The following is an 11100-nucleotide window of genomic DNA, read 5'->3' on the forward strand; positions in this document are numbered from 1 at the left end:
GGGTCGGCTGCCTACACATCGCAGCCCAGGCCCTTCCCTCAATCCCTGAGAAGAAGGACGTTTCACGTGTTCTCGATGCCCAGAGTGTCGTTGATCGCCATGATGGGGGCGCTGTTCCTCGGTGCCCTGCCCACCACCGCCAATGCCGCCACGCGACCCGACGGACTCGGTTGGACAAGCGGCTGGGCGACAGCCGTACAACACCCGAGTCAGAGCGAATGGATCTCCAACTGGGCCTACGAAGGCTTCAAGGACCAGTCCGTGCGCCAGGTCGTCCGCGTCGGCGTGGGAGGCTCCAAGCTGCGGGTGCGCCTGACCAATGCGTACGGCACAGCCCCCCTCACGTTGACCGGTGCGAGCATCGGCAAGACGGCGGGAGGCGCGGCAGTGCGCCCGGACACGATGCGGACGGTGAGGTTCGGCGGGTCCGGCACCGTGGTCGTCCCCGCGGGCGGGCGCGCGGTGAGCGACACCGTCAACCTGTCGGTGAGAGCCCACGAGCACGTGACGGTGACCCTCTACTTCAAGGGAGCCAGCGGCCCGGCCACCAACCACAACCTCGCCGTCGCCACCTCATACCGAGCCACAGGTGATCATCTCCGCGATCCGGGTGCGGCGTCGTTCAGCGAGCGGAGCACCTCTTGGTATTACCTGGCGGGACTGGACGTCGTCGACCGCGCACATGCGAGGCGGGACACGATCGTGGCCTTCGGCGACTCGATCACCGACGGCCAGGGGGCGACGACGGACGCCGACCGCCGTTATCCGGACGTGCTTGCTCAGCGGCTGAAGCGCGCGGGCCGCACAGAGGTGGTGTTGAACAGCGGCATCGGCGGCAATCGGGTGCTCAACGACTCGGCCTGCCTGGGGGAGAGCTTCTTCAACCGCTTCCAGCGTGATGTGCTCGACCATCCCCGGGCGCGGACCGTGATCACCATGGGCGGCATCAACGACATCATGCACGGTGACACCGTCCCGTCGGCCTGTACGGTGCCCAATCCGAAAATGACCGCGGACGCACTGATCGACGATTACCGGCAACTGATCCGCGCCGCCCGCGCCGACGGTGTGAAGGTGATTGGCGGGACCATGCCGCCGTTCAAGGGCTCACCGCTCTTCACCGACCACGGCGAGTCGGTGCGCGACGCCGTCAACCAGTGGATCCGCACCGGCGGTGGGTTCGACGGCGTGGTGGACTTCGAGCGTGCGCTGGCCGACCCGTCTGACGGCGACTGTCTCCGCCCGGCCTACGACAGCGGCGACCACCTCCACCCGAACGACGCCGGCTACCGGGCGATGGCCGAGGCCGTCGACCTCGGCGCTCTCTGACCTCTGGAAGACCGGATCGGGGCTTCGCCGTACACGAGGTGTTGAACGGAGCCCATTGTCAGGCCCCGGGCGGTTTGGCGCTGCTGGTGTGGAACACGAGGCCGCCGCCGTCCGTGGGCTGAAACCCCAGCCCACGGAGTTCGGGCTCCTCAATCGAGGTGACGACGTGCAAGGCGCCGGCCTCGGCCGCCTTGAAGATCACCAAACGTACGAGCGCGTCACGCACCCCCGATGGGATGCCGGGCTGGATGTGCACTGGGTCTAGACGGGCGGTGGCGTGCTGCTTGTCCTCCCAGGACGCGGCCGCATGACCGACAAACGGTTCCCCACGGGAGTTGTTGACATATGCCTGAAGCCAGAAGGCCTGGCCTCGGCGATCAGTCGCCTGGGGATGGTGACATCCATCCCTGCCTCGGCCAACCAGCAGGCGATTGCAGAGAGCGGCGGGGGAGTGAGCATGACGTCGTCACCGAGAGGAACCGAGTCGATGAAATACCCGGTGGGCCAGATGTCTGGAGCGTCCTTGGGGTCCAATACGACGTAGCCGTCGCGGATGGTCCGGTGGCCTCGGTGTATTAGGCCCGTGTCGAGTTCTTCCATGAGGCGGAACTCGACGTCGGAGGCCCAGGCGTCCGCCGAGGGCAACGGCTCGCCGGTCACCGTACTTTCGGGTGTCGCCGGGAACCCGATCTCTATGGCGAATACGTTGGGATCTCGTCTCCAGCGGAAGATCACCAGCATGTTTTCGGGTTCCGCGACGACGTCAACGGCGGAGTACCCGTCTGTGACGCCACCCGCACGTAGCAGATGTGTTCTGACCGCTGCGAGGACTTCCTCTCGGGGCCACTCAATCGCCATGAGTTCAGCTTTCCTCAACCGCAGTGTTCGTTGCTGGAGATCGTGCTCCGAGGAGGGTGACGGGAGTGGGCGGTGGCAATCATTGGGCGTTCTCATCCCGGAGACTTGTAGGGGAGAGGTGGTGACACGCCTCGTGCAGTGACCTACGGAGTGAAGACATAGGTGTCGAGGTTCCAGACCTGGCCTGGGCCGACGCCGTCGGCACACTGGAAGTCCCAGCCGGAGTTGATGTACATCCGGCCGGAGACCACGGTCCCCGAGTGGCGCTTCAGCCGGGCGGGTTGGGCCTGCGGTTGATGCCTGCGCCAGGTGTGTGCGTTCAGATCGAACGACCAGATGTCGTCGGTGGGATTCTGATCGAACGGCGCGCCGCACCCCGCCTGCCCGCCGGGAATGTCGCCGCCGTGCAAATAGAAACGGTTCCCGATCACCCCGGACGCGGTGTAGTTGTGCGGCGGCTCCAGGTTTCCGGTCGCCGGCGTGATCTCCTTCCAGGTCTTCCGCAGGAGGTCGAACTCCCAGGTGTCGGCGAGCATCGAGAAGGAGCCTCCGGACACCCCTTCGCCCCCGTAGATCACCAGCTTGCCGTTGACGGGCTTGGTCCCGGACGAGGCGATGTGGCGCGGGGGAGGCGCGCCCGCGGCGCTGTTCGTGCTGAGTAGGGCCCAGGAGTTGCGCCCGAAGTCATAGGCCCAAAGGTCGTTGAGGGCAGTGAAGGTCGCATCGACCCCGCCGAAGACGTAAAGCCTGCCACCTCCCACCCAGACGGTCGCGCCACTCCGCCCGCTCGGCCCGGCATTGGCCGGGCGGATCTCGCGCCAGCGCCGGTATACGGTGTCGAAGGACCAGAGGTCGTTAAAGACCTCGAGTTCGGTCCCTGCCGGGTTGTAGCGTGATCCACCGAATATCAGAAACGAGTGGCCATAGGGTGCCGAATCCGCCCAAGCCCTTGGGGGAGGCTGCACACCCTGAGGTTGGATTGCGGTCCATCGTCCGGTTGTTGTGTCGAGGCGGTGGACGTCGTTGAGGAAGGTGTTCTCGCCGCTGCTGAAGGAGTCGTGAACGCCGCCGAAGACGTAGACATGCCTGCCGACAGCTGCGGTCGAGGGCACGGAACGGGCGGACGGCGGCGTGCCGTACGTACGAAGTTTTGCCCACGTGCCCTCCTTTGTCTGAGTGGCGTGCGCCGGGGAAATTCCGGCCGTCAATGCCAGCGATATGAGGCTGGTCATAACTGTGCGGCGTTTCATTGTGCCTCCCGGGATTTATGCACAGCATGATTCCAGCCCGGCGGCGTCAACGGCAGATATTGATATGCCGACCGTATTCGTTAAGAATGGCCGATGGCTCTATCCTCTCGCATCGAGCCCGCCGCCCGCCGCTACTTCCCCGCGGTCGCGGGGGAGAGGCGCAGTGGAGCAGGGATCCGGTCCCAGACCATCTCCTGGAAATCCGCGCAACTGGCGAAGTCCTCGTGGTCGCAGCCCAAGGCGCAGTCGATCAGTTCCAGTGCCGCCTGGGCCTCGGCGATGCGCTTGGCCGTCTCGTTGCGCCTGTGCAGGAGGATTCCACGCTGGACCTTCGCATTGGAGGTGTGCAGCATCTCGCGTATTTCGTCGAGACTGAGCCCCGCCTCCTTGGCCTGCAGGATGATGACGACCCGGACGACGTCGTCGGCGCCGTAGCGGCAGCGGTCTCCCTCCACTCTGGCGGGGGTGAGCAGGCCCATGGACTCCCAGTGCCTCAGGACATGGGTGGCCAACCCGAACCGGTCGGAGATCTCGCCAATGCTCATCAGGCCGTTTGACTTCATGTCGGCATTAAGTCGCAGTCTTGCCGACATGTCCAACACCACTGCGGCATCTACGGATGTCCATACATCCAACGGAGCTGACATGCTCGACAACACCGCCTCCGAGCACGCCTCCCCGCTCATCCGCATGCTCGACCTCGCCGACTCACTGCCCGGCGCGGCCGACTGCGTGCCCGCACTTACGAACTCCTGGAGTTCGCGCCCGGTGACACGGTGGTAGACGCCGGTTGCGGAACCGGCCGGGCCGTCACCGAGATGGGCGGCCGCGGGGCCAATGCCGTCGGTGTCGACCTCGACGAGGAAATGATCACTCTGGCGCGCTCGCGTGCCCCCAAGGCGACTTCCGCCTCGGCGACGCCTACGAGCTGCCCCTCCACGACGGGCAGGCGGCGGGCTATCGGGCGGAGAAGCTATACCACAACCTCGCCGACGCACCGCGCGCCCTGAGGGAGGCAGGGCGGGTGCTCGCGCCCGGCGGTCAAATCATCCTCCTCGGGCAGGACTGGGATGGTTACCTCATCGACTCCGACCACCCCGGACTCACCCGCGTCATCGTCCACGCCCGCGCCCGACGGCATCGACGCGCCACGCGCCGCCCGGCAGTACCGGGAGCTGCTGGCGGCGGCGGGCTTCCAGGACGTGCGGGTCGAAGCCCACCTCGGTGTGTTCACCGATGCCGCCATGCTGCCCGTGCTGCTGGGCCTGGCCGCCGGCGCGCTGTCCGCCGGGGCCGTCGGCGCGGGCGACCACGACGCCTGGGTGGCGGACCAGCGGCGACGGGCGGAAACCGGACGGCTGTTCCTGGCCATCCCCCTCATCCTCGCCGCCGCCCGCAAAGCCTGAGGCCAAGGCACGGCTTCGCCGTACCCCGGACACTGGAGGAGCGGCGGCCCACCCGCCTCGCGCGGCGGAGATCCAGACCGACATGAACACCCCCATCAGCACCGCAGCGGGGCAAAGCGCAGCGGCGCGCTCGTCGACCGCGGACGCCGGCGCCGGTCGTGGCCAAGTGGTCGAGAAGCTGGTGGTGGAGGACGGCAAGACCGTGGCCGGGGTCAGTGTCGCCACCACACGCACGCCTCGGTTGACCGCATGGGTCTCTGCCGCGAGAGACGGTAGGGCGAGAGCGGAGGTGCAGATCGCCCACAAGCCCGCCAAGACCGCGAAGGTGCTCGGAAGCGACCGGGTGATCTGGGCGGGGCAGGCCGCTGTCAAGCCCGGCGATTCCCGGGTGACACTGCAGGTACCGAAGAAGCGCTTGAAGGCCGGTTCGGAGCTGAAATGGCGTGCCCGAGTCTCCGGTGCCACGGGTGACGGCAGGTGGACCGAATGGCGAGACCTCATTGTCGGCGCGTCGAAGACAGGTGGAGGAGGCATCGCGACATCGGCCGCCTCCGATCCGGCGCCGATCAGACGAGTCCTCCCCAGCAAGGGGGCAACCGTTACGCCCAGCGCTACCTACCAGCAGTGTCACAGCGCCACAAGCACCGGCAATGCGCCCTACGCGATTACACCGAGCCGATTCGCCCACTGCCGCTACTCGGGGTGGAAGATTCCGGTTTGGGGCATTAGGAGCTTCCTTCCGGTCAAGATCGGGGACATCGAGGGGCATCAGCTCACCTACATCCAGGGCACGATTGACCGGCGTGAATTCAAGGTCTACAAGCACATCTACATAGACAGGGTGTCAGGTACCATCCCCACCGGTCTTCGTTTCGCCAGCACCATCGCCTCGAACAGTCCGGGGTGCTCGGCTGTGTCCGCGACGGGCATGACCGGGGAATACACCGTGGCTCAATGGCAGGCGCGAGCCGGCGACGCGTGGCATATCGAGGAGCAGTACACGTCGGGCCCCGGAACGGGATATCACAACAAGAGCGATTGCACGGTCAACTACTCCATGGTTGTGAAGCATCCTGAAGACAGTACGCGGAGCAGCACACCGATCTACGCGGACGGCACGTTCCGGTGTGACCGGTCGCCCCAGGTAAAGTGGCACAACAAGCGGGGAGGCGGCTGCGTGCACAACGCGGGAGTGCCCTCGTTCACGATGACCAGGAACGACGTTAACGAAAAGGGCACGAAGTTCCCTGACATGTACGACCACATCAAACGTGCACTCACTGCGGGGTCGGTCACGTATCCCAAGCCGGGTGGCAAGTCCTATCCAGACCTGCTCCAGGCGAAGAACATCCCCGGTGGCGTTTGGCACAATCCGCTCACGCGCCATGGGTACGAGCCGACAAACGAAGGGAATCGTACGACGGCGGGCGTGGTGTGCAAGAACGAAATCAAGAAGGAGGAGGGAACGGATTGCGATGAGTTCCCGTTCGCATCGACCCTGCAGGGCGCGACCCGAGCCAATCCTCCCCATAACTTCTCGGTCGATCGGATCGAGTCGGTGCAGAACCAGGACCACGGACGTGTGCTCAAAGCCTGGTACAGCAACAATCGGATCCTGAACGGTGATAAGTATTGGATAGACATCCAGTAGTCTGAACCTACCTCCCGGCCGAGCCACCGATAAGGGTGGCTCGGCCAGGGAGCGATTTTCGTCCGTGACGAGATAGGAATGTCAGGCAGTTCATGGCGGAAGTAATAGCAGAACTCCTTGATGAGCACGAGATGGCTCCGTGCCCGGCGGGCATCGCCGATGCGGAGGAGGAAGACGACCTCTACGACATTGAGGCCGCCGCGGGGGAGTGGGCCGGCGCAGGCGACAATGGGATCCTGTTCAACAGGCTCCCCGGCGAGCGGTGCCTTATCAAGTATGAGCTCTGGGACGGGCAGCCTCCTCCTCTCCGCTCCTGGGACGGCGTCTGGTCTGGCACCGTACGTTTCGCCTCGGGGAAGATCTTCGCTGTGAAAGAGCACTCCGGTAACACGTTCTACGGCGCGGAGTTCGACCTTGGCCGGATGGACGGACTCTGGGACGTCAGGGTTCATCACAAGTCCCTCGGTCATGAGGAGTTCACACCGGCTCTCGTCGGCTTCACCCTGCTGAAGCTGCAATTCTGGCCCTCGCAGGGCTAGGGCCTGTATCAAGGTCCGCTGCGGGGTCCCCGCCGCCTTGAAAATCGGTGCAGGGAATCGAGGCCAAACGAGGTCTCCGGTAGGTGGTTGATCGACCAAGATGAACCCAATATCGGGGGCCTCGTCAACGTAGGCCGCCCGACTCCTCACCGGTGCAGAAGATCGGTTCGTCCTCGGCGGCTTGCCAGCAACCGACATCTACGAGGGCATACCGCCCGCATCGCTGTCGTCTTCAACTGGCGTCCCGTACTGGCCGACCTCGGCCGGTCGCCGCATGTCGAAGCACGGGCAGGACTTGCCGAAACAGGATCAACCTGCTGTGAGCAGCCACGTCCAACCTGGGCGGCTTCCTGGTGGGCATGTTCCTCGGGCTGCTCGGCGGCATGCTGGCGATGGCCTGGTCTCCCGACAGCCGGCCCGCTAATCGCCTCGACAGGTTCACCGGACGAAGCGTGCCCACCGCACTTCGCGGACTCGCCTTGCGCGTGAGCGCGCTCTTCAGGGAGTGACGATGGTGAAGTCCGGCCGGGGTTCTTCGAGCAAGGCCATCAGCCGCCGCAGCAGGGCGATATCGCCGTCGTGATCGATGGCGTCGACCCCTTCGCCGCCGAGCAGGCCGAGCAGGCGCTGTTTCGTCAGCCGCAGCGTGAGATCCGCCCGGCCATCGGGCGGTGTCCTGCGGTGGATGAGGGCACCGTTGGACATCGTTGTGCGATGGTGCTCATCCAGGTCGGTGAGGTGCCAGTCGATGGCGAATCGCTCGTTCCAGGCTTTGGGGCCGTTTACCCGGATGGAGAGGGAGTCGAAGACCTCTTCGGCGGTGAGTGCGGCGAGCATGTCCGGCGCGGTGGTGTCGGTCATGCCCGCCGAGGGCCTGCCGGTCAGCTCGGCGGCACCGGTCAGATAGAAGTTGCGCCAGGTGGCGTTCTCCGCGCCGTGGCCCAACCGTGTGTATACCCGGGCCAGCAGAGCGCGGGCCTCCGAGTCGCTTTCGTCGGCGAACACCGCGTGGTTGAGCAGCGTCGCCGCGAAACGCAGGTCGCCTTCCCCGACGTAGCGCTCGGCCAGTGCGCGCACGGCGAAGCCGCCGCCTAGGCATTCGACATACCGCTTGGCCTGTTGCGCGGGCGGATGCTCCCACAGGTGGGCCGGGTTGCCGTCGAACCAGCCCAGGTAGCGCTGGTAGATCGCCTTGACGTTGTGGCTGACCGAGCCGTAATAGCCGTGGGTGTGCCAGGCCTGTTCCAGAGCGGGAGGCACCTGCATGGCTTCGGCGATCTCGGTGCTGGTCAGGCCGAGATTTACCATGCGCAGGGTTTGGTCGTGCAGGTAGGCGTACAGGTCGCGCTGCCGGGACAGGAAGGTGACGATGCCGTCTCTGCCCCAGGTGGGCCAGTGGTGGGAGGCGAAAGCCACATCGGCGCGGTCGGCGAACAGGGTGATGGCCTCGTCCAGATATCGGGCCCAGAAGCGGGTGTCGCGGACGAGCGCGCCGCGCAGGGTCAGCGCGTTGTGCAGGTTGTGGGTGGCGTTCTCGGCCATGCAGAGGGCACGGTGGTCGGGAAACAGGAAGTTCATCTCCGCCGGGGCCTCGGTGTCGGGGGTGAGCTGGAAGACGATGCGCACGCCGTCTACCGTCTCCTCCTGCCCGGTGTGGGTGATGGCGAGGTTGGGTGGGATGAGGGAGACCGTTCCGGAGGAGGTGCCCATGCCCAGCCCGCAGCCGAGATGCCCATCGGGAGTGCGCGGCAGGAGTTGGCCGTACATGTAGAGGGCTCGACGGTTCATGGCGGTGCCGGCGAAGACGTTTTCCGAGACCGCGTGCTCCATGAAGTGGGCGGGGGCGATGATGGGGATATCGGCGCCGTCGGTGACGCCTCGTGCGCCTCCGAAGTGGTCGACATGAGAGTGGGTGTAGATCAGGCCGGTCACCGGGCGCTCACCCCGGTGGTCCCGGTAGAGCCGCAGAGCCGCGGCGGCGCACTCGGTGGAGATGAGCGGGTCGATGACGACGACACCGCGGTGGCCTTCGACGAGCGTCATGTTGGAAAGGTCGAGGCCTCGCACTTGGTAGATGCCGTCGGTTACCTCGAAGAGCCCCTGCTTGGCGCACAGCTGCGCCTGCCGCCACAGGCTGGGGTGCGCGGTCGCGGGGCAGTCGCCGCTGAGGAAGTCGTAGGCGTCGTTGTCCCAGACGACCCGCCCGTCGGCCGCTCTGATCAGGGCGGGGCTCAGCTTCGCCATGAATCCCCGTCCGGCGTCGTCGAAGTCCGCCCGATCGTGCAGGGGAAGGCCTGCCATGAGACCGTGGTGCCCGCCACCGCCTTGGATAAGGCAAGGAAAGTCCCAAAAGAGGGCATTTCCGGCGACTCTCGTGTGCTCCAGTTGTGACCTGGAAAAACCCGCGCACATGGGAGATGCAAACGGAGCGCTGACACGCTCGGAGAGATCACTGCTGAAGTAGAGTTTTGCTTAGGCGACATGCACTCATAGATGGGGGCTTCGATGACCGTGCGGTTACCTGAGTGGGGCAACGAGCATCGACTGATGGTTCTATTGGAGACTCCGCAGGTAAGAACTCTTATTGCTCGCTACGATGCGGATTCGGACTGGGCGATGAGCGCGGAGGAGTTCCTACTCCCAGCGAAAATTCTCTTCGGGGGACCGATGAGCAACTCGCTCGGAAAGAAGTTGGGCGTCAAGAGTCGCCGCTCGTCGGCAGAGCAGTTCTCCCTGCCGGTCGGCAGCGTCTTGGTCGCCGTCATGTGCTCGCTGGCCCAGCGCGGTCTGAACATGACCGAATTCGACCAGCAGGAGGCGGGCTGCCGGGTAAAGGCCACCATCCCGTCCTCGTGGCGCACTTTCGGTGGGACCCTCGCTGTCGACGTGACCTCCAGCCCGAACGGCTCCACGGTGGCCTGTGAGACTCTGTTCGAAGGGCAGTTCTACACGTGGGGAGCGGATAAGAAGGCGGTTCGGACCCTGTACGCCGATATTCCGACCATGGCCGCTGAGCAAGCTTCGGCATAGGCCGGATACCGGTCATCTTCTCGTCCTGCACCCTGTGTAAGGCGCCGCCGAGAAGTGCGCCGGATGTTCCAACGGCACCCTCACCGCCGACGTCTACGAGAGACTCCTTACCCAGACCCTTTTCACCGCCGTCCGGAGCACAGCCACTGCCGTCGTCGGTGGCGGCCTGCACTCAGCCATCGTCCAAGCCCGCGAGGTGTTCAGCGTCCGCGACGTCTGACACGCGGGAGTGTCGGCCCCGGGTGGGCTTGAGCGAGGGCCGACGGGGCGGGCGGAAAGCAGGAAGATCATCCGTGAACTTTCCGGGCCGATCGGGAGTCGAATTCGAAGCAGGATCACACGTCAGGAGAGAACATGAAGAACGCCACGGGGCTGATCGGATCCGGGATGGCTGCGGCGCTGGTGGGAGGGGTGGTGCTGATCACGGCGACGGTCGCGCCCGCCGCCGCATCGTCACCCACGCTGGGGCCGTCGGGTTACGGTGTCGTGAAACTCGGGATGTCGGCCAAGCAGGCCACGGCCACGGGGGCGATCGTCCGCAACCGGAACGGCGAAGGCGGTTGCACCACCTGGGATCTGAAGGCCGATCCCAACAAACTCGACGGCGCCGACCTGCTTATCTCTCCCAAGCGCGGCGTTGCAGTGATCTTCTCCCCGAAGGGCGCTAAGACCCCGCAGGGCATCAGGCTGGGCAGTACGGCGAAGCAACTGTACGCGGCCTACCCGAAGTTTAAGAAGACGGTGCACGGATATCTGCTGGCCGCCGTCCCCGGAAACTCGAAGGCATACTATTCCTTCGCCGTGGAGCGTGGGAAGGTGACCGAGATGAGCCTGGCTTTGAAGAACCAGGACTGCGTGGACGCCTAAGGCATACGTCCGTGACGAGGGGGATCGTCCGGCGGAAGGCCGGATCAAGCGCGGTGCCCTCCCCTCGTCACGGCGCTGCCAGTCTCTGCGGGGTGTGCTTGCTGAGCGGTCGCCGAAACCGGCGATGAGTTCGGTATCTCCTGGAGAGCTAAGGTCAGCACGATCAGGAG

Annotated in this window: 13 protein-coding genes and 1 pseudogene; 9 read left to right on the forward strand and 5 right to left on the reverse strand. The window is 65.3% G+C overall.

Going from position 1 to position 11100, the window contains the following annotated elements:
- Positions 1–75: 75 nt before the first annotated feature.
- Positions 76–1329: an SGNH/GDSL hydrolase family protein gene (locus Ssi02_RS03330; RefSeq protein WP_239128599.1), complete on the forward strand. Its 1254-nt coding sequence runs from the start codon at positions 76–78 to the stop codon at positions 1327–1329.
- A 58-nt stretch (positions 1330–1387) separates the two neighbouring features.
- Here Ssi02_RS03330 and Ssi02_RS38525 read toward each other — a convergent pair whose 3' ends face one another.
- The 4 genes from Ssi02_RS38525 to Ssi02_RS03345 all read right to left on the reverse strand — a co-directional run bounded on the left by Ssi02_RS38525 (position 1388) and on the right by Ssi02_RS03345 (position 3982).
- The gene (locus Ssi02_RS38525) at positions 1388–1555 is read right to left on the reverse strand and encodes a hypothetical protein (RefSeq protein ID WP_239128567.1); all 168 of its coding nucleotides are present in this window, start codon (positions 1553–1555) and stop codon (positions 1388–1390) included.
- Positions 1556–1590: 35 nt separating this feature from the next.
- Positions 1591–2187, reverse strand: a complete 597-nt coding sequence (locus Ssi02_RS03335; RefSeq protein ID WP_239128568.1) for a hypothetical protein — start codon at positions 2185–2187, stop codon at positions 1591–1593.
- A 143-nt stretch (positions 2188–2330) separates the two neighbouring features.
- On the reverse strand, positions 2331–3437 hold the full coding sequence (locus tag Ssi02_RS03340; RefSeq protein ID WP_204020872.1) for a Kelch repeat-containing protein: 1107 nt from the start codon (positions 3435–3437) through the stop codon (positions 2331–2333).
- Positions 3438–3568: 131 nt separating this feature from the next.
- Positions 3569–3982 (reverse strand): MerR family transcriptional regulator, encoded by a 414-nt coding sequence (locus Ssi02_RS03345; protein ID WP_204020874.1) that lies wholly within the window; start codon positions 3980–3982, stop codon positions 3569–3571.
- 100 nt (positions 3983–4082) lie between these two features.
- Here Ssi02_RS03345 and Ssi02_RS03350 point away from each other — a divergent pair, with 100 nt between their 5' ends.
- The 6 genes and pseudogenes from Ssi02_RS03350 to Ssi02_RS03375 all read left to right on the forward strand — a co-directional run bounded on the left by Ssi02_RS03350 (position 4083) and on the right by Ssi02_RS03375 (position 7542).
- Complete coding sequence (locus tag Ssi02_RS03350; RefSeq protein WP_204020876.1) at positions 4083–4220, forward strand: hypothetical protein; 138 nt, start codon at positions 4083–4085, stop codon at positions 4218–4220.
- Positions 4214–4431: pseudogene (locus Ssi02_RS39715) on the forward strand (class I SAM-dependent methyltransferase); the annotation flags it as partial. The gene Ssi02_RS03350 and the pseudogene Ssi02_RS39715, both read left to right, overlap by 7 nt.
- A gap of 76 nt (positions 4432–4507) precedes the next feature.
- A complete protein-coding gene (locus Ssi02_RS03360) occupies positions 4508–4843 on the forward strand; it encodes a hypothetical protein (RefSeq protein WP_204020878.1) in 336 nt (111 codons plus the stop codon).
- Positions 4844–4925: 82 nt separating this feature from the next.
- Positions 4926–6494, forward strand: a complete 1569-nt coding sequence (locus tag Ssi02_RS03365; protein WP_204020880.1) for a NucA/NucB deoxyribonuclease domain-containing protein — start codon at positions 4926–4928, stop codon at positions 6492–6494.
- Positions 6495–6625: 131 nt separating this feature from the next.
- Positions 6626–7033: a hypothetical protein gene (locus tag Ssi02_RS03370; protein WP_204020883.1), complete on the forward strand. Its 408-nt coding sequence runs from the start codon at positions 6626–6628 to the stop codon at positions 7031–7033.
- 353 nt (positions 7034–7386) lie between these two features.
- Positions 7387–7542 carry a hypothetical protein gene (locus Ssi02_RS03375; protein ID WP_204020885.1) on the forward strand — a complete coding sequence of 52 codons (156 nt, stop codon included), beginning with the start codon at positions 7387–7389 and terminating at the stop codon, positions 7540–7542.
- On the opposite strand, the gene Ssi02_RS03380 is transcribed toward Ssi02_RS03375, so the two are convergent.
- Entirely contained in the window at positions 7532–9334 is a 1803-nt protein-coding gene (locus Ssi02_RS03380; protein ID WP_204020887.1) for an alkyl/aryl-sulfatase, read from the reverse strand. The genes Ssi02_RS03375 and Ssi02_RS03380 overlap by 11 nt on opposite strands.
- Before the next feature lie 204 nt (positions 9335–9538).
- Between Ssi02_RS03380 and Ssi02_RS03385 the strand changes: the two genes are divergently transcribed.
- Complete coding sequence (locus Ssi02_RS03385; RefSeq protein ID WP_204020889.1) at positions 9539–10063, forward strand: hypothetical protein; 525 nt, start codon at positions 9539–9541, stop codon at positions 10061–10063.
- 354 nt (positions 10064–10417) lie between these two features.
- Positions 10418–10930 carry a hypothetical protein gene (locus tag Ssi02_RS03390; RefSeq protein WP_204020891.1) on the forward strand — a complete coding sequence of 171 codons (513 nt, stop codon included), beginning with the start codon at positions 10418–10420 and terminating at the stop codon, positions 10928–10930.
- Positions 10931–11100: the final 170 nt, after the last annotated feature.

Source organism: Sinosporangium siamense (assembly GCF_016863435.1).
Taxonomy (GTDB): Bacteria; Actinomycetota; Actinomycetes; order Streptosporangiales; family Streptosporangiaceae; genus Sinosporangium; species Sinosporangium siamense.

Coding starts and splice junctions, on each gene's coding strand:
- Ssi02_RS03390 (WP_204020891.1), top strand. CDS start 10,418: ATGAAGAACGCCACGGGGCTGATCGGATCCGGGATGGCTGCGGCGCTG.
- Ssi02_RS03385 (WP_204020889.1), top strand. CDS start 9,539: ATGACCGTGCGGTTACCTGAGTGGGGCAACGAGCATCGACTGATGGTT.
- Ssi02_RS03350 (WP_204020876.1), top strand. CDS start 4,083: ATGCTCGACAACACCGCCTCCGAGCACGCCTCCCCGCTCATCCGCATG.
- Ssi02_RS03365 (WP_204020880.1), top strand. CDS start 4,926: ATGAACACCCCCATCAGCACCGCAGCGGGGCAAAGCGCAGCGGCGCGC.
- Ssi02_RS03370 (WP_204020883.1), top strand. CDS start 6,626: ATGGCTCCGTGCCCGGCGGGCATCGCCGATGCGGAGGAGGAAGACGAC.
- Ssi02_RS03335 (WP_239128568.1), bottom strand. CDS start 2,187: ATGGCGATTGAGTGGCCCCGAGAGGAAGTCCTCGCAGCGGTCAGAACA.
- Ssi02_RS03340 (WP_204020872.1), bottom strand. CDS start 3,437: ATGAAACGCCGCACAGTTATGACCAGCCTCATATCGCTGGCATTGACG.
- Ssi02_RS03380 (WP_204020887.1), bottom strand. CDS start 9,334: ATGGCAGGCCTTCCCCTGCACGATCGGGCGGACTTCGACGACGCCGGA.
- Ssi02_RS03345 (WP_204020874.1), bottom strand. CDS start 3,982: ATGAGCATTGGCGAGATCTCCGACCGGTTCGGGTTGGCCACCCATGTC.
- Ssi02_RS03360 (WP_204020878.1), top strand. CDS start 4,508: ATGGTTACCTCATCGACTCCGACCACCCCGGACTCACCCGCGTCATCG.
- Ssi02_RS03330 (WP_239128599.1), top strand. CDS start 76: ATGCCCAGAGTGTCGTTGATCGCCATGATGGGGGCGCTGTTCCTCGGT.